Source organism: Ruegeria sp. CK2, assembly GCF_056536585.1.
This window is the reverse complement of the sequence record NZ_JBQFPW010000020.1, coordinates 1-26,998: the sequence shown is the minus strand read 5'-3', so window position 1 is coordinate 26,998 and position 26,998 is coordinate 1. Positions and strand designations below refer to the sequence as shown.

The 26,998-nt window shown below is 55.7% G+C and carries 21 protein-coding genes and 2 pseudogenes; 12 read left to right on the top strand and 11 right to left on the bottom strand.

Annotated features, from left to right (window positions below):
* Positions 1–6: 6 nt before the first annotated feature.
* From ACR0BU_RS22210 to ACR0BU_RS22185, 6 genes are all read left to right on the top strand, one after another.
* Positions 7–525 carry a TRAP transporter small permease subunit gene (locus ACR0BU_RS22210; RefSeq protein WP_480739016.1) on the top strand — a complete coding sequence of 173 codons (519 nt, stop codon included), beginning with the start codon at positions 7–9 and terminating at the stop codon, positions 523–525.
* On the top strand, positions 525–1,850 hold the full coding sequence (locus ACR0BU_RS22205; RefSeq protein ID WP_480739014.1) for a TRAP transporter large permease: 1,326 nt from the start codon (positions 525–527) through the stop codon (positions 1,848–1,850). The genes ACR0BU_RS22210 and ACR0BU_RS22205 overlap by 1 nt, the downstream gene beginning before the upstream one ends.
* Positions 1,851–1,923: 73 nt before the next feature.
* Positions 1,924–2,955 (top strand): TRAP transporter substrate-binding protein, encoded by a 1,032-nt coding sequence (locus ACR0BU_RS22200; protein WP_298934589.1) that lies wholly within the window; start codon positions 1,924–1,926, stop codon positions 2,953–2,955.
* A gap of 91 nt (positions 2,956–3,046) precedes the next feature.
* Complete coding sequence (locus ACR0BU_RS22195) at positions 3,047–4,399, top strand: glutamine synthetase family protein (protein WP_480739013.1); 1,353 nt, start codon at positions 3,047–3,049, stop codon at positions 4,397–4,399.
* A 92-nt stretch (positions 4,400–4,491) separates the two neighbouring features.
* Complete coding sequence (locus ACR0BU_RS22190; protein ID WP_480739011.1) at positions 4,492–5,874, top strand: aldehyde dehydrogenase family protein; 1,383 nt, start codon at positions 4,492–4,494, stop codon at positions 5,872–5,874.
* 67 nt (positions 5,875–5,941) lie between these two features.
* Entirely contained in the window at positions 5,942–7,087 is a 1,146-nt protein-coding gene (locus ACR0BU_RS22185; RefSeq protein WP_480739009.1) for an iron-containing alcohol dehydrogenase, read from the top strand.
* Positions 7,088–7,155: 68 nt separating this feature from the next.
* Here the strand turns inward: ACR0BU_RS22185 and ACR0BU_RS22180 are convergent, their stop codons facing one another.
* Both ACR0BU_RS22180 and ACR0BU_RS22175 read right to left on the bottom strand, forming a co-directional pair.
* Positions 7,156–8,388 (bottom strand): HlyD family secretion protein, encoded by a 1,233-nt coding sequence (locus tag ACR0BU_RS22180; protein WP_300072520.1) that lies wholly within the window; start codon positions 8,386–8,388, stop codon positions 7,156–7,158.
* Between the two features lie 3 nt (positions 8,389–8,391).
* Complete coding sequence (locus tag ACR0BU_RS22175; protein WP_480739072.1) at positions 8,392–8,784, bottom strand: hypothetical protein; 393 nt, start codon at positions 8,782–8,784, stop codon at positions 8,392–8,394.
* A 198-nt stretch (positions 8,785–8,982) separates the two neighbouring features.
* Between ACR0BU_RS22175 and ACR0BU_RS22170 the strand changes: the two genes are divergently transcribed.
* Both ACR0BU_RS22170 and ACR0BU_RS22165 read left to right on the top strand, forming a co-directional pair.
* Complete coding sequence (locus tag ACR0BU_RS22170; protein ID WP_480739007.1) at positions 8,983–10,056, top strand: NAD(P)/FAD-dependent oxidoreductase; 1,074 nt, start codon at positions 8,983–8,985, stop codon at positions 10,054–10,056.
* Entirely contained in the window at positions 10,053–10,703 is a 651-nt protein-coding gene (locus ACR0BU_RS22165; protein WP_480739005.1) for a DUF938 domain-containing protein, read from the top strand. The genes ACR0BU_RS22170 and ACR0BU_RS22165 overlap by 4 nt, the downstream gene beginning before the upstream one ends.
* 42 nt (positions 10,704–10,745) lie before the next feature.
* Here ACR0BU_RS22165 and ACR0BU_RS22160 read toward each other — a convergent pair whose 3' ends face one another.
* The 6 genes from ACR0BU_RS22160 to ACR0BU_RS22135 form a co-directional block, all read right to left on the bottom strand.
* On the bottom strand, positions 10,746–13,253 hold the full coding sequence (locus tag ACR0BU_RS22160) for a GcvT family protein (protein WP_480739003.1): 2,508 nt from the start codon (positions 13,251–13,253) through the stop codon (positions 10,746–10,748).
* Between the two features lie 142 nt (positions 13,254–13,395).
* Positions 13,396–14,388 (bottom strand): hypothetical protein, encoded by a 993-nt coding sequence (locus ACR0BU_RS22155; RefSeq protein ID WP_480739002.1) that lies wholly within the window; start codon positions 14,386–14,388, stop codon positions 13,396–13,398.
* A gap of 94 nt (positions 14,389–14,482) precedes the next feature.
* The gene (locus tag ACR0BU_RS22150) at positions 14,483–15,886 is read right to left on the bottom strand and encodes an FAD-binding oxidoreductase (protein ID WP_480739000.1); all 1,404 of its coding nucleotides are present in this window, start codon (positions 15,884–15,886) and stop codon (positions 14,483–14,485) included.
* Between the two features lie 93 nt (positions 15,887–15,979).
* Positions 15,980–17,773: a gamma-glutamyltransferase gene (gene ggt, locus ACR0BU_RS22145; protein ID WP_480738998.1), complete on the bottom strand. Its 1,794-nt coding sequence runs from the start codon at positions 17,771–17,773 to the stop codon at positions 15,980–15,982.
* Positions 17,774–17,886: 113 nt separating this feature from the next.
* Entirely contained in the window at positions 17,887–18,288 is a 402-nt protein-coding gene (locus ACR0BU_RS22140) for a GFA family protein (protein WP_480738996.1), read from the bottom strand.
* Between the two features lie 62 nt (positions 18,289–18,350).
* Positions 18,351–18,710: a 1-deoxy-D-xylulose-5-phosphate synthase gene (locus ACR0BU_RS22135; RefSeq protein WP_480738994.1), complete on the bottom strand. Its 360-nt coding sequence runs from the start codon at positions 18,708–18,710 to the stop codon at positions 18,351–18,353.
* 858 nt (positions 18,711–19,568) lie between these two features.
* Here ACR0BU_RS22135 and ACR0BU_RS22130 point away from each other — a divergent pair.
* From ACR0BU_RS22130 to ACR0BU_RS22115, 4 genes are all read left to right on the top strand, one after another.
* Positions 19,569–19,904, top strand: coding sequence for a hypothetical protein (locus tag ACR0BU_RS22130; protein ID WP_480738993.1), 336 nt, complete (start codon positions 19,569–19,571; stop codon positions 19,902–19,904).
* Between the two features lie 39 nt (positions 19,905–19,943).
* Complete coding sequence (locus ACR0BU_RS22125) at positions 19,944–20,777, top strand: hypothetical protein (protein WP_480738991.1); 834 nt, start codon at positions 19,944–19,946, stop codon at positions 20,775–20,777.
* A gap of 504 nt (positions 20,778–21,281) precedes the next feature.
* Complete coding sequence (locus tag ACR0BU_RS22120; protein WP_299083146.1) at positions 21,282–21,797, top strand: hypothetical protein; 516 nt, start codon at positions 21,282–21,284, stop codon at positions 21,795–21,797.
* Positions 21,798–21,835: 38 nt separating this feature from the next.
* Positions 21,836–23,272 carry a hypothetical protein gene (locus tag ACR0BU_RS22115; protein WP_480738990.1) on the top strand — a complete coding sequence of 479 codons (1,437 nt, stop codon included), beginning with the start codon at positions 21,836–21,838 and terminating at the stop codon, positions 23,270–23,272.
* A gap of 312 nt (positions 23,273–23,584) precedes the next feature.
* Here ACR0BU_RS22115 and ACR0BU_RS22110 read toward each other — a convergent pair.
* The 3 genes and pseudogenes from ACR0BU_RS22110 to ACR0BU_RS22100 all read right to left on the bottom strand — a co-directional run.
* Positions 23,585–24,374: pseudogene (locus ACR0BU_RS22110) on the bottom strand (arginase family protein).
* A 466-nt stretch (positions 24,375–24,840) separates the two neighbouring features.
* A complete protein-coding gene (locus ACR0BU_RS22105) occupies positions 24,841–25,401 on the bottom strand; it encodes a CHAP domain-containing protein (RefSeq protein ID WP_480738988.1) in 561 nt (186 codons plus the stop codon).
* 1,270 nt (positions 25,402–26,671) lie between these two features.
* Positions 26,672–26,998: pseudogene (locus ACR0BU_RS22100) on the bottom strand (hypothetical protein); the annotation flags it as partial.

Here is a 26,998-nt window from a genome sequence, read left to right as displayed (position 1 = left end):
ATCGGAATGAGTTTCATGCGGGGATATGTGGCGGTCATTGACCGCATGAACCGCTGGATCGGCCGGATCGTCATGTATGGCATTTTCGTCATGATGGGCATCCTGCTTTGGTCTTCGATCTCTAAGACTTTCTTTCTGCCCTCACTCTGGACGCTGGAAGTGGCACAATTTGCGATGGTGGCGTACTACATCCTTGGCGGCCCCTACTCGATCCAAATGGGATCCAACGTCCGCATGGATCTGCTATATAGTGAGTGGTCCGACCGACGTAGGGCGTGGACCGATGCCATCACCGTGTTCTTTCTGATCATCTATCTCGGCGTCATGATCTATGGCGGGTACGATTCACTCAGCTATTCGCTGCAATATGGCGAACGCAGCCCAACCGCATGGCGCCCGTACCTTTGGCCGATCAAGGTGATCATGGTGGTTGGTCTGTTCCTGATGTTGTTGCAGGCGATTTCCGAACTTTTCAAAGATATTCTGCGCCTTCGCGGCGAAGACATGCCGCGTGAGGTAATCTGATGTCCTACGAGCTGATCGCCATCCTGATGTTTTCGACGATGATGCTGATGCTGCTGACCGGGCAGCGGGTCTTTGGGGCAATCGGGTTTGTTGCCGTCATCGCGGCCCTTTTTCTTTGGGGTGACCGGGGCGGGTATGACCTTGGGTTTGCTGCTGCGATGAAGTTGATGAAATGGTATCCGCTGCTGACGCTGCCGATGTTCATTTTCATGGGCTATGTCCTGGCCGAGTCCAAAATCGCGGATGATCTGTACAAGATGTTCCACGTCTGGATGGGTGGCCTGAACGGTGGCTTGGCCATTGGCACGATCGGGCTGATGGTACTCATTTCAGCGATGAACGGACTGAGCGTTGCCGGTATGGCGATTGGCGCGACCATCGCGTTGCCAGAACTTCTTAAACGCGGATACGACAAAAGAATGGTGACCGGGGTCATACAGGCCGGGTCCTCTTTAGGTATTCTTGTACCGCCCTCTGTGGTTTTGGTTCTCTACGCGATGATCGCGCGGCAACCGGTCGGACAGTTGTGGCTGGCTGGCATCTTGCCAGGGTTGATGATGGCGACGATGTTCATCCTGTACATCATAATCCGCTGCCGCATTAACCCGGCCTTGGGTCCTGCCCTTCCGAAGGAAGAACGCGACGTACCGATGGCAGAAAAGCTGCGTCTGTTACAGGCGGGTCTGCTGCCACTCGGGATTTTTGCAGCAATGATGGTGCCGTTTGTCAACGGCTGGACCTCACTGGTGGAAAGCTCGGCCATCGGCGCGCTGACTGCCTTTGCGGCGGCTGTTCTCAAGGGGCGTATGACGCGCGAAGTGTTCGAAACTTCGGTGCGCTCGACGCTTGGCATCACCTGCATGTTCATGTGGATCATTCTGGCTGCGCTGGCCTTTGGTGCCGTGTTTGATGGCTTGGGCGCTGTGCGCGCCATCGAGAACCTGTTTACCGAACGCCTGGGCCTGAACCCGTGGGTGATCCTGATCCTGATGCAGCTGAGCTTTATCCTGATGGGCACGTTTCTGGACGATACAGCCATGCTAGTCATCGTCGCGCCACTTTATGTGCCACTTGTCGGCGAGCTGGGATTCGATCTGATTTGGTACGGCGTGCTGTACACGATCACGACGCAGATCGCGTATATGACACCGCCATTTGGTTATAACCTCTTCCTGATGCGCGCCATGGCGCCACCAGAAATTTCGCTGCGCGACATCTATGGCTCGATCCTGCCCTTTGTTCTGGTGATGACGCTGGCGCTGGCGATCATCATGACCTTCCCGCAGATCGCATTGTGGTTGCCGGATTACATTTACAACAAATGACCCCGGATCAAACCGGGGCAAAGCAAGGGGGGATACCCTTCCGCAAATTGAAACTGACCAACGGAGAGAGAGAATGACGAACAGACGTACATTTCTAAAAGGGGCCGCTGCAGCACCTGCGGCTGCCTTGGCCACGCCCGCTTTGGCACAATCGACGATCACATGGCGGATGCAGACCTATGCTGGACCAGCGCTAGCCGAACACGTCATCGATCCGGCGATCAAGATGTTCAACGACATCGCCGGTGACCGAATGCAGATCGAGCTGTTCTATGCGGACCAACTGGTACCCACTGGCGAGTTGTTCCGCGCAATGCAACGCGGCACGATTGATGCGGTGCAATCAGACGACGACTCGATGGCGTCCCCGACCGAAGTGACTGTGTTTGGCGGATACTTCCCCTTCGCATCCCGCTATTCTTTGGACGTGCCAGTTCTGTTCAACCAGTATGGCCTGAATGAGATTTGGGACGAGCAATATTCGGCAGTCGGCGTAAAACACATCTCGGCCGGTGCGTGGGACCCATGCCACTTTGCAACCAAAGACCCGATCAACTCGCTTGCCGATCTGCAAGGTAAACGTATTTTTACCTTCCCGACTGCAGGTCGCTTCCTGACACAGTTCGGCGTTGTGCCGGTCACTCTGCCCTGGGAGGACATCGAAGTCGCGGTGCAAACCGGCGAGTTGGACGGCATCGCATGGTCAGGCATCACCGAAGACTATACAGTTGGCTGGGCAGATGTGACCAACTACTTCCTGACCAACAACGTGTCGGGCGCCTGGGCGGGTCACTTTTTTGCCAACATGGATCGCTGGAATGAACTGCCGGAAGATCTGAAGACGCTGTTCAGGGTCTGCACCGACCAATCGCACTATTATCGCCAGTGGTGGTATTGGGGCGGCGAGGCCTCGCTGCGCGTGAACGGCGACAAGCTGAAGCTGACCACAATCCCGGATGAAGAATGGGCGACCGTCGAAGACGCTGCTGTCAAATTCTGGGATGAGATCGCAGCCGAATCTGAGACCAAGGCTAAAGTTGTCGAGATCTTCAAGCAATACAACGCCGATATGCAAAAGGCAGGCCGGCCTTATCGCTACGGCTAGGATATCGCCAACACGACCTGCCCCACCTTCGGGGCGGGTCAAACAGAACGAACAGCCGACGAGTTGACGTCGGCAAGGATAAAGGTGGCACATGCTCACGTTCGAACATCTCAAGACTCAGGTGTCTGAGGGGATTGTAGACACAGTTCTGGTCTGCATGGTTGATATGCAGGGGCGCTTGATGGGTAAGCGGTTTCATGCAGGTCATTTTGTGGCTGGCGCATGGGAAGAGACCCACTGCTGCAATTATCTGCTGGCCACCGACCTGGAGATGGGAACGCCTGACGGCTATGCCTCGACCAGTTGGGAACGAGGGTATGGCGATTATGTCATGAAGCCCGATCTCGACACCCTACGCCCGGTACCATGGCTTGAGGGCACGGTCATGGTAATGTGCGATGTATTGGACCATCACACGCATGAAGAAGTCCCGCATGCGCCTCGGTCGATCCTGAAACGCCAAGTCAATCGTCTAAAAGCCATGGGCTATGATGCGATGACCGCGACCGAGTTGGAGTTTTTCCTGTTCGAGAAAAGCTTTGATCAGATCCGCAATGAAGGCTTCCGCAATCTGGAACCGATCTCGGGCTACAATGAGGATTACCATATCCTGCAGACCACCAAAGAAGAACATGTGATGCGTCCGATCCGGAACCATCTATGGGATGCGGGCATTCCGGTGGAAAACTCCAAAGGTGAGGCCGAAACCGGGCAGGAAGAGCTAAATATCAAATACGCACACGCGATGGACACGGCCGAGTATCACTCGATCGCCAAAAACGCAGTGAAAGAGATTGCCTGGCAGCATGGCCACGCCGCAACGTTCCTGCCGAAATGGCATCATGACAAGGTGGGCAGTTCGTCCCATGTGCATCAGTCGCTTTGGGCAGATGGCAAGCCTGCATTCTATGACGCCGATGATGATCTGGGCATGTCGGCGCTGATGAAAAGCTACATGGCCGGTTTGCTGAAATACGCACCAGACTATACGGCGTTCATGGCACCCTACATCAACAGCTATAAACGCTTCATGAAAGGCACCTTCGCACCGACCCGGATCATCTGGTCCGTGGACAACCGGACGGCAGGGTTCCGTCTGTGCGGCGATGGCACAAAAGCGGTTCGGGTGGAATGTCGAATTCCAGGCTCGGACATGAACCCCTATCTGGCGATGGCCGGGATGCTGGCGGCCGGGATTGCAGGGATCGAAGAAGGGCTGGAGCTGCAGCCACCGACCACGGGCGATGTCTATCAGGGCGAGACGGGTATGATCCCGGGCAACCTGCGCGCAGCGCGAGATGCGCTGCATGGTTCGGCGATGTTGCGTACGGCCATGGGGGACGAAGTGGTCGATCACTATGCGCGCGCGGCCGAAGTTGAGATCGAGGAATTCGAGCGTGTGGTGACGGATTGGGAAATTGCCCGCGGGTTTGAGCGGGCCTGAGCTTGGGAGCGAGGGGCCAGCCCCTCGCGCACCCCGGGATATTTATGACCAGATGAAGCAGGGTTCTGTTTCAGTTTGAATATGGAGAGACCATGGGTCAGATGTTGAGATGCATCTCACCGATCGACGGATCGGTTTTTGCAGAGCGTGAGGTCTTATCACGAGATGCAGCGTTTGAGGTTGCGGCGCGTTCTCGGGTCGCGCAACGGAACTGGATGGCGCGGCCGCTGCAGGAACGCATTGATCTTGTAATGGCGGGTGTCGCTGCTATTGGGGCAATGAACGACGAAATCGTTCCAGAACTGGCCCATATGATGGGACGTCCTGTTCGGTACGGTGGTGAGTTCGGCGGCTTCACTGAGCGTGCCAGCCACATGGCAGAGATTGCTGAGGCTTCGCTGGCGGATATCGCAGTGGGCGAGGACGAGACCTTTAAACGTTACATTAAGCGTATTCCCCACGGCGTGGTTTTTGTCGTGGCACCGTGGAATTACCCTTACATGACGGCGATCAACACCGTGGCACCTGCGCTGATTGCCGGGAACACAGTTGTTCTGAAACATGCCACGCAAACGCTGTTGGTGGGCGAGCGTATGGCGCAAGCCTTTCATTCGGCGGGTGTGCCGGAGGATGTGTTTCAAAACATGTTTCTGTCTCATGACATGACCAATGATCTGATCGCAGGCAACGCGTTTGACTTTGTGAACTTCACTGGATCAGTCGGTGGTGGTCAGGCGATGGAGCGCGCCGCCGCAGGCACCTTCACCGGGGTCGGGACCGAATTGGGTGGCAAGGACCCGGGCTATGTCATGGAGAATGCCGATCTGGATGCGGCGGTCGGCACGTTGATCGACGGGGCGATGTTCAACTCGGGCCAGTGTTGTTGTGGGATCGAACGGATCTATGTGCATGCGAGCTTGTATGATGACTTTGTCACCAGGGCTGGTGCGATTGTGAAAGGATACAAGCTGGGCAATCCGCTAGACAGCAACACGACGATCGGCCCGATGGCCAATGTGCGCTTTGCCGATGAGGTGCGGGCGCAGATTTCTGAGGCCATCGCGGCAGGTGCAGTCGCACATATCGAGACGTTCCCCGAGGATGACGGCGGCGCCTATCTGACGCCGCAAATCCTGACCAACGTGACCCACGATATGCGAGTGATGCGGGATGAGAGCTTTGGGCCGGTGGTTGGCATCATGAAGGTAGCCTCGGATGAAGAGGCCATCGCATTGATGAATGACAGCGAGTTTGGCCTGACTGCCAGCCTGTGGACCAGCGACGTGGATCGTGCGGCGTATGTTGGTGAAGCAATCGAGACCGGCACTGTGTTCATGAACCGAGCCGACTATCTGGATCCCGGTCTGTGCTGGACCGGCTGCAAGAACACAGGGCGTGGCGGTGGCTTGTCCGCGATCGGCTATCACAATCTGACACGTCCCAAATCCTACCACTTGAAAAAGGTCACCAACTAAGAGCGACCTGCCTGCCACGGAAAGACCCCCTCGCCAGGGCAGGCCTTAATGATGAAGGAAATCTGACATGACACTTGTTGGAAATTGGTCCTATCCCACCGCGATTAAGTTCGGTGCAGGACGTATCAAGGAGCTACCCGAGGCTTGTGCAGCGGCAGGGATGAAGAGCCCCCTGCTGGTGACCGACAAAGGGCTGGCCGATCTGCCGATCACTTTGACGACACTGGATATCCTGGAAGTTGCGGGTTTGGGCCGGGGCTTGTTCAGCGATGTGGACCCTAACCCCAATGAAAAGAACCTCGAGACTGGCGTTGCAGCGTACAATGAGGGCGGCCATGACGGCGTGATCGCCTTTGGAGGCGGCTCGGGCCTGGATCTGGGCAAGATGGTCGCCTTTATGGCGGGACAGAATCGACCAGTCTGGGACTTTGAAGATATCGGGGATTGGTGGACCCGCGCAGATGCAGATGTGATTGCTCCGATCATTGCTGTGCCAACCACTGCAGGAACCGGATCCGAAGTCGGTCGCGCCAGTGTCATCACCAATTCCGCGACCCATGCCAAGAAAATCATTTTTCACCCCAAGGTGTTACCCACGGTCGTGATCTGTGATCCTGAACTGACCGTAGGCATGCCGAGATTCATCACCGCAGGCACCGGGTTGGACGCGTTTGCCCACTGCGTCGAGGCGTTCTCGAGCCCGCATTATCACCCGATGAGTCAGGGTATTGCGCTGGAAGGCATGCGTTTGGTCAAAGAATACCTGCCGCGCGCTTATGCCGACGGCACCGATATCGAAGCGCGCGCGCAGATGATGAGTGCAGCAGCTATGGGCGCTACCGCTTTTCAAAAGGGTCTTGGCGCGATCCATGCGATGAGCCACCCTGTCGGGGCTGTATTCAACACCCATCACGGCACAACCAATGCCGTTTGCATGCCATCAGTGTTGGAATTCAACGCTCCTGTTATTGCGGGCAGGTTCGACACAGTGGCCGCATATCTGGGAATAGAGGGCGGCTTTGACGGGTTCCGAGCCTTTGCACAAGATCTCAACGACAATCTAGGCATCCCCCGGCGATTGTCGGACCTGGGCGTCACCGAAACCTCGATCCCAGAGCTCGTACAGGGCGCATTGGTCGACCCGTCTTGCGGCGGCAACCCGATTGAACTGACGGAAGACAACCTGACCGCACTGTTCAAAGCGGCGCTGTAGAGACGTAGGTCGCCAATACCACCACAATTCAAACCCGACCCCGGCTGCAAAGCTGGGGTCGGATTGCGTTAGTGTCCGGTCAATACAAGCGTATTCACAGGCATAAGGATCAAACGCAGGCGCAGCCCCGCCGCATGGACAACGCCAATTGTGTCGACCACATGCAGGAAGGCGGATTCCCAAAAGCCAAGGTCCTCGTGTTCGAGCCTTTCGTGGTTATCGGTGTAGACATTTGCCAAGCAATTGCTGCCCGGAGGAATGTCCTCGGCCATGCTTTTGTACAAAGGTTCCATATACACAAGGATCGAGCCAGGCACCTTGTTGGCCTGTACATCACGCAATTCATCCGATGGCCGAATTTGTCCTGACGGGATCACGTCCTGTACCTCGACCACAACCATAGGGATGACGGTGAAAGGCTTGGTCATGCAGCCCAATTCGCCAATCATTCCGGGTTTGATAACCTGCGCAGAGAGCTGGTTAAATGCAGCCTGAAATCTGTTGTGCCCAGAGGATGACGGCACCAGAATACCCGCGGGGCGCAGCAACGGGCTGACGTAATCCCCCACTTGCAACCCGAACTGTTCGATCCGCCCAGTCACACCAGCGCTGATGACCGTCTTGTCAAGCTCAGTCAGGGCGGCATCCAGCTGCGCGTTTGCGCTCGCCAGTTGCGCCGGGATCAGTTCTTCGATCTGCTGAACCACGGCAGCCCGCTTTGATTCAGAGGCTACGACCTGCGCCTCACGTTCAGCTACGAGGTTTTCAAGCCGGTCGATTTCAGCCAAACGCACCGCGCTCGACCCCTCATCGCGCAGCGTGGTGTTGCGCTCCAGATCCTCTAGCGATTGCGCCAGCGCGGCACGCGCCCCGGCGATCCCGGCATCTGCTTCGGCCAGATCTGTTTCAGCCACTTTCAACGAGGCCTGAACCTGCGCGATCTGAGCATGTGCGGATTCGACCTGTGCGGTCTGGGTGAAATCCTCGATCCGGAAAATCGGCTGTCCTGCGGTTACCAATTCGTTGTTGCGAACATAAACCTCGGACACCCGCCCACCCAGTTGCGGTAGGATCGTGACAGTGCGGAAATACGACGCCGCGGTTTTGGATGCCGGATGAAAGTAAAACAGCGTGGTGATCACTGTCAGCGCCAGAATGGCACAGGTGGTCAACCCCCATCGCAATTCATACCACATGGTAAACAGGGTGATTTCATGCCCGATCCGTTTGCCCTGAACATAGCGGCGGAACAGATAGTCTGGCAGCACGGTAATCAGCGCGCACATCATTGTTTCAAGCATATCTTACTGCTCCTGCGGCGCGGTGGGTTCGGAGTATTCTGCCGCCGTATCCTCGACCACCGGGTCGGGTGTACGTTGCGGGGCTAAGGATCGGATCGCATCGGCAATCGATCGCAACGGCGCGGCAAAATCAGGGAACTGGAAACCGGCCACAAGAATAGCAGCCACCCAGAACAGCCCGTTGTGGGTAAACAACGCCAGCAGCGCCAGAATGCCCACCAGCTGGAATTGCGGGTGATTGGATTCATGTGCGATTTTTTCCGGAATCGAATGCAGGGTGAAATACGCCACACCGATCAAAATAATCAATGCAACAGTGAAAACGACCATGAATGTGAATAGAAAATCACTTCCGTCCGCTTGGACCACGTAGGATGGAATGTGTCCTGTGGCCATTGGGTGCAGTTCTGCGGTGCTCACCCTATCCTCCTGCTAATGCTTTCTCCTTGTTTGGATGGGTTGCTAGTCAAATTCAAGCCTGCTTATAGTTTCCGAGGCGCGTAGTAGGTCCTTCCAAACCTAGCAAGGTCCAACTACGCATCTCACCTGCCGCTAGGAACACCGGAGCAGAACCAGTTGGTATTGAAGTAAAAAATGATTGATTTTCTGATTGTCGGCGGCGGCATCGCCGGACTAAGCGCTGGCGCGCGCCTGTCAGAGCATGGGTCTGTAACAGTTCTCGAAGCCGAAGACGTATTGGGCTATCACGCCTCGGGTCGGTCTGCGGCCCTGTTCGAAGAAAGCTATGGCCCGTCTTCAGTCGTTGCGCTTAACAAAGCTGGGGCGCAGTATTTGCGATCCGAAAACGGCGGATACCTGACACCGCGCGGGTTGATGCTGGTCGGTGCAAACCATCAGTCGGAAGTCTTCGAGGCCGATTGTGCAGACCTGAACATGCAACGCCTGTCAGTGGATCAAGCCCTCTCGCGGATTCCGATCCTTAACAGGGATATCGTCGGATTTGCCGCTATCAGCGAGGGTGCTTTCGACATTGATACAGACCGACTGCTGCAGGATTTCGCACGGGTCATACGCCGAAACGGCGGCGCTGTTCTGACCAAATGTGAAGTGACCCGGATACAAAAAGCCGCCCATTGGACGGTCGAAGCCGGACAGGTGTTCGAAGCCCGTCATCTGATCAACGCAGCAGGAGCTTGGGTCGATGAAATCGCGGCGTTGGCAGGTGTACCACCCATCGGCATAACACCTCGCCGCCGATCAATGGCCCGCATCCCTGCCCCGGGCGGGCACGACGTTTCGACTTGGCCTATGATGCTGGGCACTGGTGAGACATGGTATGCAAAACCGGACGCTGGCAAACTGCTGGTTTCACCATCCGAGGCCGATCCGGTTACACCGCATGACGCCTTTGCCGACGATATGGTACTGGCGGAAGGTCTTGCCAGATACGAGAAACTTATGACCGAACAGGTGACACGCGTGGAAAGCAATTGGGCTGGATTGCGTAGTTTCGCCCCCGACGGCACTCTGGTGCTTGGCCCTGATCCCGCGGAGCCCTCGTTTGTCTGGTCAGCGGGACAAGGGGGGTACGGATTTCAAACTGCACCCGCGGCGTCTCAGCTTTTGGCCGATCTGGTCACAGGGAACCAGCCGCAGATTGATCAGCGTTTCATCTCGCTCCTTACTCCGGAACGGTTAAACAGATGATCAAACGCACCCTTCCCCCTTCAGCTAGCGTCGCGTCCGCAGCAGATGACGGCAAAATGGTTGCACCGGCCGCAACCCGGAATACAGGTGCTTTATGTGAGCTAATAAGCGCCCATGCCCCACAGCGGGGCAGAGCGCTTGAGATCGCAAGCGGCACAGGCCAACACGTTTGTGCTTTTGCTGAACATCGACCTGATCTGACTTGGCAACCCACAGAAATCGATCCTGATCGCCGCGCCAGCATCGACGCTTATGCAAGTATCCTGCCCAATGTGGCTGCAGCAGCCGATCTGAACGCCACTTCACCGGGATGGCAGTCACGGGTTTCGCAGCAGGACCTGATCATATTGGTCAACCTGTTGCATCTGATTGGCTGGGAGGAAACGGAAGTCCTTGCCGCTGAAGTCGCCAAGGCGCTGGCACCGGGTGGCCGTTTCATCTTGTACGGCCCCTTCAAACGCGCAGGGCAACTCACCAGCGAAGGCGACAAACGGTTTCATGATGCTCTGACCCAGCAAGACCCTGAGATCGGGTACAAGAACGATAACGACATCACTGAGTTGTTCTTGTCTTGCAGTCTGGAACTGCTCGACATCATCGAAATGCCTGCCAACAATTTGGCTTTTATCGCAAAAAAGCCCGCCTAAGCGGGCTTTGACTTGCTTGTGTTGGATGCAACCCAAGGCAAACTAGCCGTCCTTACGGATGACCTCGTTTTTCGGATCGTAGGGGCTGTCGCAGGTCACGACCGCATCCCACAGCTTGTCCTGCATTTTAACCTTCAACTTGGTGCCTTCGACGGCCAGATCAGGCGTGACGTAACCCATGCCGATGGACTTCTCAAAAGCCACCGAATAGCCACCCGATGTCAAACGGCCCACACGCTCACCTTCTGGAGTGTAGAGCACCTCGCGGCCCCACGGGTCGGCATCGTCCGGCCCGTCGATCAACAAAGTGCAACACTTCACGCGCACGCCGGTTTCGACCATCTTGTCCTTGCCGTGGAATTCTTTGTTCAGATCGACAAAGCGCGGCAGGTCGGCCTCCAACGGGTTTGCATCGCGACCCAATTCGGTACCGAATGCGCGATAGGACTTCTCCTGGCGTAGCCAGTTCTGCGCGCGGGCGCCAACCAGCTTCATGCCGTGCTTCTCGCCCGCTTTCTCAAGCAGGTCGAACAGGTAGTTCTGCATCTCCATCGGGTGATGCAATTCCCAACCCAATTCACCGGTATAGGCCACACGGATCGCGTTGACAGGGCACATGCCCAGTTCGATCTGACGGGCCGACAGCCAGGGGAAGCGTTTATTTGACAGCGCGGTTTCGGGATCGGCGTCTTTGATGACCTCTTTCAGAACATCACGCGATTTGGGACCGGCGATGGCAAACACGCCCCACTGGGTGGTCACGTCCTGGATTTCGACATAGCCGAACTCATCCATCTTGTCTTCGGCCGCCTTACGCAGGAAGTCAGCATCGTATTCGGTCCATGCGCCGGCAGAGACGATGTAGTAGCTGTTCTCACCGGTGCGAACGATGGTGTATTCGGTGCGCGTGGTGCCATGTGCAGTTAGCGCATAAGTCAGGTTGATACGGCCAACCTTGGGTAGTTTGTTGCAGGTGAACCAATCCAGGAATTGGGTCGCACCGGGGCCTTTGATGACATGCTTGGTGAACGCGGTCGCGTCGATCAGACCGACACCTTCACGGATCGCTTTGGCCTCTTCGACGGCATATTGCCACCAGCCACCGCGACGGAAAGATCGCGCGTCATGGTCGAAGTTTTCCGGCGCATCAAGCGGTCCGTAGTAGTTCGGTCGTTCCCAACCGTTCACCCATCCGAATTGCGCGCCGCGTGCCTTCTGGCGATCGAACGCAGGAGCGGTCCGCAGAGGCCGCGCTGCCGGTCGCTCTTCGTCGGGGTGGTGCAGGATGTAGACATGGTCGTAGCACTCTTCGTTCTTGCGGGCCGCGAATTCGGTGGTCATCCAGTTGCTGGAATACCGTTTGGGGTCCAGCGAGGCCATGTCGATCTCCGCTTCTCCATCGACCATCATCTGCGCCAGATAATAGCCGGTGCCACCTGCTGCGGTGATCCCGAATGAGAAACCCTCGGCCAGCCACATATTGCGCAGTCCGGGAGCGGGGCCAACCAGCGGGTTGCCGTCTGGCGTGTAGCAGATCGGGCCGTTGAAATCGTCCTTCAGACCGCTTTCTTCGCAGGACGGAACGCGGTGTATCATGGCCATATACTGCTCTTCGATCCGCTCTAGATCCAGCGGGAACAGATCAGCGCGGAAACTGTCAGGCACACCATATTCAAAGCAGGCTGGCGCATTCTTTTCATAGACACCCAGAATCCAACCGCCGCGCTCTTCACGTACGTAAGACTGCGCATCGGCGTCACGAACCACCGGGTGTTCCGCGCCACCATTGGCGCGGTACTCGACCAGCGCCGGGTCTTTGTCCATGACAATGAACTGATGCTCGACGGGGATCGCAGGCATCTTGATGCCCAGCATTTTGGCAGTGCGCTGCGCGTGGTTACCCGAGGCCGTCACGACATGCTCAGCCGTGATCACAACCTGCTCGTCGCCGGGCACAAGATTACCGCCCTGCTCGACCATCTTGGTGCAAGTGACTTCCCAATGGGTGCCGTTCCAATGAAAGGCGTCGGCCTGCACCTTACGCACAATGTCGGCACCATGCTGGCGCGCGCCCTTGGCCATCGCCTGTGTCACATCCGCCGGGTTAATGTAGCCATCGGTGTTGTGATATATCGCGCCCTTCAGGTCTTCGGTATTGATCAGCGGCCAGCGCGCCTTGATCTCATCCGGTGTCAGCCATTCGTAGGGCACGCCGCACGTCTCAGCCGTTGAGGCGTACAGCATGTATTCGTCCATACGCTCTTGCGTCTGCGCCATACGCAGGTTGCCAACAACGGCAAAACCGGCGTTCAGGCCGGTTTCTTCTTCCAACTGCTTGTAGAAATCGACCGAGTATTTGTGGATGTGGGTCGTCGCATAGGACATGTTGAACAACGGCAGCAGACCCGCCGCGTGCCATGTCGAGCCAGAGGTCAACTCATCCCTTTCGATCAGCATCACGTCATCCCAGCCCGCTTTTGCCAGGTGATAGGCAATCGAAGTTCCGATGGCGCCGCCGCCAACAACCAGTGCTTTGACTTGGGTTTTCATAACCGGGCGTCTCCCCTTGAATTCAGCTGACACCATATGGCGCAGTTGCGAAGGCAATCGCGACATTCATCCGACCAGTGATATGAAAAAAACGACCCACATATCAAATGCGGGTCGTAAATCAGCCTTACTTGAGCGTGTATCAGTCGTCGGAGCGGCAAAGCTTTCTTGTTCCAACTGTCTTGCAGGTCAGCTTGCCGCCTTCTGTCGCGGGCGCTTGTTGAGACCTGTCATTCTCCATAATCAGAATTAATGCGCTCCGATAAGTCGTCTGTATAAGGGCGTCATAGTCGGGAACGTCGTCACCAGTTGCGTCCAATGTCGCGCCCGGGGCGATATTTTCGACAAACGAGTTGATAAGCTGCGCCGCCTCATCCGAGTTCAAGTTGCGTTCCTTCGCGGACTCGGCCCGCAATTGAACCATCGCCCTGCGCAGCTCCATCATCTGCGCCGCCAGCGCGACCTCATTTTCCGGTTGAACTTGCACATCTGTCCCGACGGTTGGGACCGGCATATTCAATATCTCATTCAAGCCGTCATAGTTTATCGCACCCAGCAAGGCCCGCACCGAGGCGTCCGATGCGACCGCCCGCACCCTGATTTGTATTTCGTCGTCAAAACCGATCCAACCATCAAACACCCTGAAGGCTGACGCCTCTTGCCAGGATGGAAACTCCATCTCTGCGAAACCAACGCCACCCGAAACAGCAAAGCCCTCATACTCCTGCTGATACGCTATTTCACCCGCTGAAACCTCGGCCATTCCACTCAAAACACCTTTGGATTTTAGCAGGTCATTTCGAAAGGCTTCGATCCAAATGATCTCGTCATCCTTGGCGTAGATCCATCCACGCGGCGCTGCTTGTGTCGCTTCCGGTCCCGAAGTTCCCGTCCACAGCGGTGCGTTGTCCCCCTCAGCCAGAGCGCGGCGAGACCAGCCATCCGGGGCATCTGGCAAGAATGCTCTGGTTTCGGCGGCGATCACCTCATCTCCGAACACTCGGGACGAGACAGAGTTGAGGTAGCTTTTTAGGCTAAGCCCGCCTTCCGACTTCTTGTACTGCTGGTGATAATCCAGCCCTGAGATGACAAGGCCACAAATGGCCGCCAGTCCAGCAAGATACTTAGCGCTCATAGATTCCCATCCGTAGTGGTTTGGACCGAAATCAACTTAGAAAACGGTCGTTTTGAAGGCGCAAAACGGACAGGAGTTGGAAACCGTCTTTCATTCAGTCAGACAGGATTTTTCCGGGGTTCATAATGTTGTCGGGATCCAGTGCCGCCTTAATCGCTGCCATGTACTGTGTGGCTGCCCCAAGTTCCTTGATCAGATAGGGGCGTTTCCCCTGCCCGATGCCGTGTTCGCCGGTGCATGTGCCTTCCATCGAAATGGCCAGATCGTTTAGCCATCCCACAAACTCATTGGCCTTGGCGATTTCATCTGCATTTTCCATATCGATAAGCGGCAGTGTGTGGAAGTTTCCGTCACCCACATGCCCCACAATCGGAGCGACCAGCCCCAGTTCCGTTGCCTTGTCCTGAGCGGCGCCGACGGCTTCGGCCAGCCGAGAGATCGGCACGCAGACATCCGTAGACATCCCATGCGCGCCAGGGCGCAACTGAAGACTGGCCCAATACATGTCGTGGCGCGCCTGCCAAAGCTTGTTTCGTTCTTTTGTCGAGGACGTGGCCGCAAAATCCGCGCCCCCAAATTCCTGTGCAATCTGACCAAAGGTCTCCGCTTGTTCCGCGGCACCAGACTCGGATCCGTGAAATTCAAGCAGCAGCAGAGGTGTTTCAGGCAATGTCAGACCAGAATAGGCATTGGCAGCCTTGACCGACATTTCATCCAACAACTCGATACGTGCCACTGGAATCCCATACTGGATTGTCATCATCACGGCCTGACATGCGGCATCAACGGTCGGGAAAGAACACCGTGCTGAACTGATCGCCTCAGGGATACCGTGCAGGCGCAAGGTCAACTCGGTGATTATGCCCAGCGTTCCTTCGGCGCCGATCATCAACCGGGCCAGATCGTATCCGGCCGAGGATTTTCTGGCGCGGCGCCCGGTTCGGATAACCTGCCCGTCCGGCATAACCGCTTCAAGGCTGAGCACATTGTCTTTCATGGTTCCGTAACGCACAGCATTGGTGCCGGACGCCCGGGTCGCCGCCATGCCACCCAACGATGCATTGGCGCCGGGATCGATGGGAAAGAACAGGCCCTGATCACGCAGGTGTGTGTTCAGATCCTCACGCGTGACGCCGGGCTGTACCACACAGTCCAGATCTTCAGAATGCACGGCAAGAACCTGATTCATTTCGGTCAGATCAACCGATATTCCTCCCGCTGGCGCATTTACATGTCCTTCAAGCGATGTGCCTGTGCCAAAGGCGATAACCGGCACCTTATGGGCAGCACAGGTTTTGACAATATCTGACACTTCTTCGGTCGTGTGCGCAAAAACCACGGCGTCAGGTCTTTGGTTTTCTATCCACGTGGTAGTGTGGCCATGCTGTTCCCGAATTGCGGCACCGGTCTGCAACCGGTCACCGAAACGTTGCTTCAGAATACCAATTGCAGTTTCGATCCCGGACTCGTTTCGCGGCAAATCAGTCGCTTGCACCATGATGATCCCCCCTTGCCCGCATGGATGGCGGGCCTTTAAATGCATGACCAAAAGGCCCGCTGCGTTGGGGCAATACCCACAAGTTGGGGTGTCTTACTCGCCCAGCGCGATTCCTTCGCGCCTTGGATCTGCACCACCGCTCAACCCTTCCCCGATTTCGATGGCGTGCAGACCAGAGGTCAAGTCGCGCGGATTCACCTCGAAACCGATCTCGATCAGGGCGTCCGCATATCCTTCCGCGGCGGTGCCAAGTTCCACATCATAGGTCCCAAACCGATTCACAAGATGCGGCAGCGATACAGCTTGCTGGACATCCATATCCCAATCCGCCCAAGCGATGATTGACTTGGCGACATAGCCGATGATGCGGCTTCCACCCGGTGACCCGATGGCCAGAACCGGCGCACCGTCCCGCATCACGATAGTCGGGCTCATAGACGACCGCGGGCGTTTGCCCGGCTCAAGCCGATTGGCAATAGGCACACCGTCGCGATGTGTTCTAAACGAGAAATCGGTCATCTCGTTGTTTAGCAAGAACCCGTTGGTCATCAGGCGCGAACCGAACCCGTTTTCTATGGTCGTCGTCATCGACAACACGTTGCCATAGGCATCCACGATCGAGATATGCGAGGTCGATGGCAGCTCAAGCGAAGCATCGTCTGCCCAGTTCAGCGCATGATCGAATTCAGGATTGCCGGGGGTCACTTCGGCCAGCGCGCCTTCAGCATTCATCAATTCTGCCCGCCCGGACAGGTAGTCCGGATCAACCAGACCCGCGGTTGGCATGGGCACAAAGTCGCTGTCGGCCATGTAACGCCCCCGGTCCGCAAAGGCGAGGCGAGATGCTTCACCGATCAGCCGCCAAGTTTCGGCATTTTCAGGCCCCATCACGGCCAGATCATAGCTGTTCAGCATGCCGAGTATCTGCCCGACGGTCAGCGCACCGGACGACGGCGGACCCATGCCACAGACGTCGTAGATGCGATAAGCGGCGCAGACGGCGTCGCGTTCGATGATCTGGTACAGCGCCAGATCCGTCCCCGACAGAACACCGGGATTGCCGGGTGCGGTTCGAACCGTAGTAACAATTCCAGACGCAATCTCTCCCCCATAGAACCCGGCGGATCCATCGGCAGCCAGTGTGCGCAAGGTTTCCGCGTAATCCGGGTTCACCAGCCGCTGGCCCTGCTGTAGCGGTTCACCGCCGGGCAGGAAATACGCGGCTGTTGCAGGGAAGCGCGACAGCCTCTCTGCGTCGTTTTCAACCAGGCTGGCTAGCCGAGGTGAAACCAGAAAACCTTCGTCAGCCAGTCGGATGCCATCGGAGAACAGACTTGGCCACGGGGACCGACCCCACCGGCGATGCGCCTCTTCCAACAGCGCAGGTGTGCCAGGTGTGCCGACGGACAAACCGCCAACAACAGCATCGAAGAAAGCCAGCGGTTCGCCATCATCGTCCTGAAACAGGGTCGGGGTCGCAGCCAAAGGCGCGGTTTCGCGTCCATCCAACGTGGTCAGTTGCCCGCTGGTCGCGTCGTACCAGACAAGGAATGCGCCACCGCCCAAGCCAGAAGACTGCGGTTCGACCAATCCAAGCACAACCTGGACAGCGACCATCGCATCCGCAGCCGACCCCCCTGCCCGCAAAACCTTAGCCCCGGCTTCGACCGCCAATGGGTTGGCCGCCGCCACCATCCAGTCATCGGATACGACAGGAACACCTGCTGCCTTTGCCTCGAGCGCTGCAATGACTTCTTCCGTCACCGCATGAACCTGCCCCTCTGATGCACCTTCAGGTGAGACCGCATCCGCAGTTTCCTGGCCCAAAACGGGTGCCGCAAAGGCAATGGCAGAAAGTAGTAGTCCTGAAAGTCGACCAATATGCATCCTAATCCTCCGATTCAATCTTTGGGTTCAACGATGTACGGGAACCGTCTGTTGGACAATCTCAACTAGGAGACGAAGAGTTCCATGGCGAAATCTCGCCGTGCGGATAAGCGTTACTGTTCCTGTTCTTCGCTGCGCCCGGTTGCATCGCGGTCTCGTTCATACTGCTTCATAAAGGCGAACGCGGGCAACCACGACTCTCGTCTGACAGTCCAAATTTCGTAAGTCGGCCTCAGTTGGTTGGGCGCGTCAAGACATCCAAGGTGTATTTCGACTTCGGCCCCGGTTCGGGCAAACACAGACGATCCGCATGTGGGACAAAAATACCGCCCGGCATAACTGTGCGAGGTTCCGGTGATTTCCACAGCACCCTCGGGAAACACCGCAGCCGCATAAAACACCGCGCCATGATGTTTGCGACAATCAAGGCAGTGACAAAGCCCTACGCGATACGGTTGCCCCGTTGCTTTGGCCCGCAGTTTGCCACAGCGGCATCCACCTTCGAACGTATTCAATCAATAGCTCCTTATTGTGAACATTCGAGTGTCTGCGATGAGCCCAAACCGACATCGCCATCCTAACGGATCAGTGCTTCATACTCATCGCGCACATCATCATCAATCACGACCCCTTGATTGCCTCCATAGAGCCTGTCGTTTTGATCTTTGCGTGGTCCGGAAATCCAATAGAAATCGCCGGTTTCAGTTTCGAAATAATTCGCTTTGAAACCTGCACCTTTAAGGCTCTGAAAGCGGAGCCCTTTGTAATAAAGGGTTTTGCCCGATTTTGAGAGGTAAACGCGCCCGACGACTGCATCTCCCTCAAGCCCATCGGACTTGGCCTCAATGTACATAATTCGCGACCGAGACAGCCGGAACTCCTTTGGAAGCGCAGCATCCTGATCCAGTTTCTGTTTCCAATGATCGGCGTGTCGCATCGAGCCACTCCGTTCCTTGATTGCGGTCGTAGCGCATATAGCAACAAATCTGAACGGCAGCAAAGTCCGCGTTGCTGACCTTGATGCCGCCTGAATCGACTCGATGGTCTACCGAAACCATCAGATGACCGCTTTGAGCCCAAACTTACATACGAGCACTAACGCAGACTGCGTTCTCTCTTTCGCCCATTTCGGCTATCGTATCGTCTGGGAACGTTTGTCTGTTCACTATTAACAAACAAAAGCGCTTTTAGGCCTTGGCTAGCGGGCATTTCGTTGATTTGCTCGACGACACAGGCCCTGGGAACCTTGCTTTCGTTGTTCACAAGAAAGCTGCATTCTAATAGCCGATTTGAAATGTACGCCCCTACGAACTTTCTGTCGTTGGCTGACCACCTTGGGTTTTCCGACTTTTTTTCAATGGCGTAATTGTACCAACGCTTGGCCGCCAAGGGCTCTCCGCAAAACAGGCAAGCGTCCGCGAGCAAGATTAGCCCCCTTACATCATCGCCGGCTTTCGAAACTAGAGCGGTCGCTAGATTGCGGCCTTTCAGGAATTGGCCAGAACTCAATGCCTGCCTAACTCTAACCAACGATATGTGGGTATACAGTTCTTTGAACACAGTTTACGTCTCAGCGAGCTAGCAAAGTTGCGAAATCACCTTTTGGTAGAGTACCAACTTCCTGCTCCAAAACCAACGACAGCTTTAGTCCGCAAAGCGGGCGTTCGAACTGTGGTCCAAGCATTATCGTTAACCAAACGCTTACTAACGCGGATGCGGACACGCTGATTAGGGTGACGATCGAAAAACTTCAGGTGGGCGGAATGACCGCTGCCAAGATTTTTGCCAGCTTGTTTTGATCCCTCTGCGGGAATTGCAGCAGGACATCACGAAGCCTCTTTTTATCCTCGTCGATGCGCTAGACGAAGGCCTGGGTGTCCACGGAGGCACCTCCATTTCGGACCTGCTATTTGCCCTGGGAACAGTGCCATCGAACTTGAAAAACATCATCACGTCACGCGACACCGGCGACCTCGTGCAGCTCTCGCAGAGACAGGGTGCGAAGATCGCGGATATCTCCAATGCCGAGACAGCGATACGAGATTTAATAAACCAAGAACTGAAGCTATCGAAGAAATCCGGGGCGAAGGACACCACGAAAGCCATGATCCGGCCGGTCCGGTACGTATAGAAGGGAAACTTCCTAGTAGCGCGCTTTGCCAGTGAGTGGGTGCAGGAGCGAGGCGCCGACAGCGCCGCATGGTCCTCCGAAGAAATGCCGTCGGGCCTTGGCAGTTTCTATCTGGATTCGCTGAACCGATCGATCCGGGTTGATCCCTCTGATTGGGGCAATTTCGCAGTTCCGGTGCTCGGCCTTTGGAGTGTCGCACACCGCCCGCTGACCATTGACGAGTTGGCAACCATCAGTGGGCTGGAACGGTATCACGTGCAGATGGTCGTGGAAATCTATCGCCAGTTTCTGAATGTCGATAGCGGGTCAAGCAAGCGCGAAAAGCAACTTCGTTTTTTCCATGCTAGCTTTCCGGAATTCCTTCAAAACGAAGGTTTGTCGGGCCGATCTTTCCTACCTGCGACGGACCAACACCTACGCATATACGAGAGGCTTGAAGAGGCGCTCGAAAGTGGCAGCTGGTTGGACGTGAGCCCATACCTTGTGTTGCACGCCATTCCGCACACGCTTGAGGCCTTTGGAGACAAGTGTGAGCCATTTCTGGAAAAGATCGTATCGCATGACTTTCTGATGGCGCGGGTGGCGCAAGACCCGCATGATTTGCGCCTTCTTCAGGATCTCAGCACATGTATCGCGATGTCGCGCGACCGAGCAGATGTCAAAGCGACGATCGAATGGGCATCAATCCGAGCGCTCATCCTACAATCCTATATCGACCAGATTCACTCTGATGCTCTTACAGTGCTTGCCGCAAGCGGTGAGCACCAGGAGGCAGTCCGGCTGCTACTGGTGCAAATGTTGGACCTGGGGCTGGATGGGTCAGGAAGCATGGAGTCGTCGCGGCCGGATGCGTTTTTTCGGATCTGGGGTTGATCGCACAGGCGCAGGATATCGACAGGATACTCGCCGATTTGCCTGAGACGATCCGCCGAGATTCGCCGCATTCGATCATAAATAGCCTAGCAACACGCGATGCACATGGCGCTGCAGAGATTCTTGGCAAATTCCGTGGCGATAAAGAACAGCCATACTACCTCAGCGACGACTCTGTCCGCGCCTTCTCAAATCACCCCGAGACACGACATGTGTCCAATGCTGCCGCGAATGTCGGAGAAAAATACGAGGCCGAAAAGGCTTTCGGACGGGCGGCATACGATCTTCAGAGCGCATTAGCTGATCTTGCTGACGTAAGTGGTTTCACCCAGGATTGCGGCGGCACGCGCATGTACCTCCAACCCAAGGACCTAGCTTACCAGGCAGCTGCCTGGTATGTGCAGCAAAATCCCCCGAACGCAAAGACTGTGCCCGACCTATTCCGCGAAAAACTTGCGACTGACCCCTCAATTTTTGCTGTGGCGCTCGCACTGGAAGTCGCGATTGCAGACCCCGCGCGCGGGCGTCGAAGCTCTCAACTCCATCGAACTTGGCACAAATAGCTGGTTGCGTTTCACGGCGGCGACGTTGATGCATGCGGCCATAGAAGATGAAACAGTACGTTCGAAGCTTGCAGCCCGTATGGTCCCAGGATCGAACACGGAAATGTCCCACATGCTGGTTCGGTCGCTTGTGGCGCTCACGGATGCGTTCGATACGCTCAGGCTTCGGAGCTCGTCTTGTTCCAATGAGAACTTCCAACGCATTTTCCGGTGGGTATTTAACAACCTCAAAGATGCCGACGCCATCGAATTCAAGTACCAGGCCGCCGAAAGCCTTGGCCGGGCGGCGGGGAATCTGGCGCCCATTATGGCTTCAGAGTTTTATGATTTTCAAAGGAGTATTGGTCTTCGCACAGTTTGTTATCAAATGTTTGCTCTGGACTGGCTGAAGGTTTCGCTTCGCGATCACTTGGCGATTACCTTAAGTTTTCGGCCACTGGCAAATTCAAGGAAATAAATACCCACGCCGCTAAGGTCGGCGCTGCGCAGGTCCGCGTGGCTCGCGATCCGCGCTCGGCCATCGGGGTATTAGACTCGGTTGATCCTCGGTATTCCCGCACACGCGGTGCGATTGCCCGCAAGGTTGCGATCGGAATGGCGCAAGCAGGTGATGTCGAAGCTGCTACAAGAATTCAGTCAAAAGTGAGCATGCTGCACGAAAACGCCATCTATCTTGCGTTTTTGCGATCTCTTGATGCTCCACCAGCCCCAGCTGAAACGAATTGGCCCATGCCGGTGCAATTGTTAAAGTCCTCGCCGCATGACGCACGCATCGTGGACGAAGGGTTTGTCAACGATGTTGTCGCAGAAATGCGCAGCCTGCCCGACAATATCGGCACAAATATGAATGGTATCCACATTTTTAGAAGGGATGTGGTTGGCCTAGCTGCGGAAACAGTGGGAACGGTCAATCCCGTTGACGACTATGTTCTAAGGCACGAAACCTTGCATATGCTGGGGCTCGAAACTCTGGCGCGCAGGGTCTTGGATGCAAGTGAAGTTTTGCCGTTCCCGGAAACAGCCGCAGAATTCATGACCAACATGAGCAACCGGATCGACAGATTTCACAATCTTGGCACCAAGCTACGTGTCATTGCGAGCTTTGCGATCCATCTGAATGAGGACGATGCAAAAACTTACGTCAATCTGGTGTCCGGTCTCGATGAATTTGATCACAGCATTATTCAATTGCTGATTGATGTGCGCCGCGCACCAAATCAGGCGTTGGAGGAGTTGCGGGATTGGGATCCGAGCAAATTTGCCACGATGATGGCCGCGCCAACAGCGGTGAGCTACATCTCGAATGCAGACCCGTTGGGGGCGCTCCGGTCAGTTCACGCCTTCCACGTCGAACTCGCAGCCAAAATGTTAGATGCCATTGTAGAAACTTGCCCATTAGACGATTGGAAAGGCATTGTTGATGCAATTATTCAATGGAAGCGTGCGGGCGGAATTCCCGGCCCGCGCCGTATTACACTGGCGGAAGATGCAATCCGGTATTTGGTGCGACGTACGGCACGGCGTGAACCGGTCGCATCCGTTAGCGTTGCTAGCGAACTGGAATATGTAGCGAATGTCGCGATGAAAGAGGTTGTGATTTCCGCATGCTGGTGCGCGGAAATGGCAGATGACGCGTTTATTGCTCTCTGCGACAGTGCTGCGCAGATTAGAGATGACGACTATCGAGAGGAAGTGTTCCGACATTTGCTATTCGCGGCTGCTGGACACCCTATGGACAACGGGGCATTGCGGCTCTGCCAGGCGGTTGCAGCATTCTCAGGTGATAGCAACAGCACATACATTAACAGCGTCGAGGCAGTATTGGCCGCATGGCGCGGTGAGTCCTCGGCCTTCGATGACGAAGTTCGAGAACTCAGCAAGTTGCTTAAAGGACTGTTTGCCGACCAAAGAACAGAAACGAACGCGCGCTAGCGCTGAGGTTGTGTCGTAAAACTCCGGAAAGGTTGGGATCAGCCTTTGCTTTGAGGCAGCTATCCAGCGAGCCCGGCAAATAGCCTAAAACCTGAGGTCGCGGCGCTGGGGAATGCGGCTTCGGGCTCTTGCTCACTTCCCGAATACCTGCCGCATCGAATACGCTTTTGAAAGCTACTCTTGAAGCGCTCAATAGGTCTATGAAAACTCATATGAAAAGTTCTATCCTTGATATGAGAGCCTTCTTGGGAGAAGGTGAGAGGTGTAAACAATTGATATATATACTAGTTACCCAGCATAAACCTAAAGTCTTCATCGGTTTTTGGAGCAGATTATCGTGGACACACCAACCCAGGCAGTTCCGCCGCTCGGATCGATAGGAGGGGATACCTTCACGAAATCCGCACCTGCGATTTCACCCCTGCCAGACCGCGCACAAGCTGCTGAGCCTCGCGCGTCGAGAAGCCACCAATTTCCGACGTGCCTGTCCCGGGGCAAATGACGGATCGATGCAATCGATATCAAAGCTGACATATGTGCTGGTATAGTCAACGTTGCGGCGCGCCTCCGACATCACGTCGTCAATCCACCTGTCCAGAACCTCTTCCATCGTGATGATACGGACACCCTGCCCCAGCCCCCATTCGACGTCTGCCCCGTCGCATGTTGTGCCTCGAATGCCAATCTGAATGACCCGCGTGGGATTCAGCAGCCCCTCTTCAATCGCCCTACGGAACGGGGTGCCATGGGTTATCTTGCAGCCACCAAAATACTCATCAAACAGGTCTGTATGAGCGTCCAAGTGGATCACGCTCAACGGGCTTTTCTCAGAGAGCGCCCGTAAGATGGGGAGCGAAATCAGATTTTCGCCGCCGCCGGTCATCGGTTTGATTCCAAGATCACACAGCTGGCGCGGACCGTGCCGGCCGCCTAGCCGATTCGTCATCCCGCCATCCCGGGGCACCCCAACAATACCGATGTCGACCTGATGGATGCGTTCTTCATCCACTCCGATTGCCAGCAAACACATGAATGTCGGGTGCCCGGTAAATCTCGGGAACTCTGATGCCGAGACAGGCCGAAATGATAATTGCTCATTCATCGCAGGTTTTCCTCCTTGCTTTTCCATTCGTCTTCTAAACTGGCATCAGGATCGCCGCCGTTCGCCAGTCTGGTTTGCAGCCAATTTCTGAGCATGAGGATTGAACAGAGTACGCCCCGGGACAAACGAGAGGAACTCATACCTGCAGTGGAAGAAAGGACCTTTCCAGCAGTACTCTAGCGCTTGCGGTACTACATTGCGGCGAACCCCATGCCCCAGCTTTCTTCGATGAATTCCGGGACTATATCCGCAGAAAAGGCGACACTCCTGACCGCAGCCAGGCGCTTGCCGACCCTTTCAAACCAATTTGCCAAGTTTGGAAAATCAGTCAGATCCTGACCATCGCGCTCGTGTACCGACGTTCGGCTTCCCTGCGCGAACGGTTAGTGTCCGCGCTTCACGACCGAAGCGGGAAACGACTGTGGCGCATTCCGATTCCTCTCGGCAGATGCCAATAGGAATTGGATTACCCGTCAGCTTTCGGATAGATGAACCCGTTCACTGGGTAGAAGTTGCCATACTGGCCCGGCAGGGTTTCGACCCGGACCAAAGTCCAATCATTGTGTTTGGATACGTCCCTGACGCCCATTTTCAACGATACCTTGTTGCGGTGCCAGTTGGCGTGATTCACGACGACTTCCCGATCCGTGACAATATCGGACACCACTGCCACATGGCCCAGAGGCATCCCGCTGGTTGCTCGAAACGACATCACCGCACCGACAACTGGTTCATTGCCCCGTTCAAAATTACTGCGCGCCTTTCTCCACCAATCCTTAGCGTTGCCACGAATTTGGATGCCGCTGAGGTTTCGTGCGTAGGGCACACACCAGACCCTTTGCCCCCGGGCCTGCTTTTGCGAGACTTCGCGCATTGCCATTAACTGACGTTCCGGATCCAGATACCCATCGATTGGGTTCTCGGCGCAGGCAGAGATAAGACTAAGAAGCCCCATCGCAATCGCGGTTCGGGCGGCGCCGGACACGCGTGGCCAAGTCGTATTTGTTTTGTGGGCGCTGTTTTTCAAGACACTTCATTGCCGGTTCGAGGACTAATGAACTTTTACAGTGATTTGATTGAGAAGGAGAAGAGGTCTATCAATTCCCCAGCAAGATATTGCCAGTTCCCTGTGCCGTTATTAACACAATGGCTGAGATAGAAGACGCATATGCCCTCTCAGTGAAGAACGCTGCGCTTGAACAGGGGGTCAGCAATAGGCCCAGAGCAGCTGCCAGACGCGTCGCAGTACCTGCCGATAATCCGGGTTGGCGGATTTGCGAGGGCGACCCAAACCCGCCTTTGGCCATCGCTTGTTGATGCCACTCTACGGCCAGTCAAACCTCACTATCGCTGCGGGGCGGAACCGAGAGCTGGCTGTGATCAGCCCCCCCTTGAGTGGTCGCGCAAGACTGGAAGGGTTCGCGCTAAACCCTTCGAGGCTGCAGAAGTTTCGCAATTCAAAGCTGCAGAGACGTAATGGGGATGCGACGCGCCAACTCATGACCCCCTCAAAAAAATCGCTAACACCTTCAAAGCGCGTCGCGGTCGCCGGTTAACTAGTAAGAATGTTTGAATTGAGGCAATTTTGTAAGTGAATTACACTTTTTTGATTGACGTTGCGGAAGCTTAATTTCGAATCTCGTTGGTAAATCCGGGAATTGCGGGCGGCGCAGGCTCCGCCGGACTGTCCGGTCTGCGGCAGCAAGGAATACTGGCGCTTAAGCGATACGATCCATTCCCGGATCGTATCGGGTGAATTGCATGATGATCGACATTCTGCGAAGCGACCTAGTAGCCTGGATAAACCCGAATAACGTTGCAGCGGATCAGATCGTAGTGGGGGAGATGACTATCGTGCGCGATGGCGTTGACAAGTGGACCTGTTTCCACTGTCCCGTTAGTCCTGACGTCAGACACTTCGGACTCGAGAAGTAAGGCTCTAGACGCCATCTGCGCATCGGCAATCCAAAAAGACCATACAAAGTCATGACCTTCTTTTTCTGCGGTGGATTTCGCCGCCGAAAGAACTTCACGAGGCCTGACCTTTGGCCAATAACAGCGTTATGTCGGCTAATGACGCCGGAAAACACGTTTCGTCCGTTCCATCTGTCGTTGTGTAAAAGCCATAAGCAGTCCAGAGATCACGATGATGACGATACCTGCCCAAGCCAGCGGATTGGTCGCTGTACCCCACAGAAGGAATGCCCAGAAACAGGCGAATATTAGGAACGAATACTCGAACACCGCTACTACTGCTGGGGAGCCGATCCGGTAAGCTTGAGCAATCAATGTCACCGCTACGACGGCACCGGAAGCCGCCCGCTTGGTTCAACCCAAGGCGCGGAGACAAATTCCTCACCCGGCCACAGGGTCACGACACCCAGCATGACCACGCCAGCAATTCCAATGGACAGGAAGATACCTATTGCGAGTGTGATCGGGTTTTCATCCGCACACCAATGCCGCGTCAGCATCATTCCCAAGCCATAAGAGAATCCCGCCGCCAGAGGCATGAGGGACTGTGCCGTGGGGTTGAGCCTCCCCAACTGAACTGGTCCATCGTTATGTTTAGGAAACGGAGGACCAGGAATGGCAAACACGAGACCGAAGCCCGAAGAGATTGT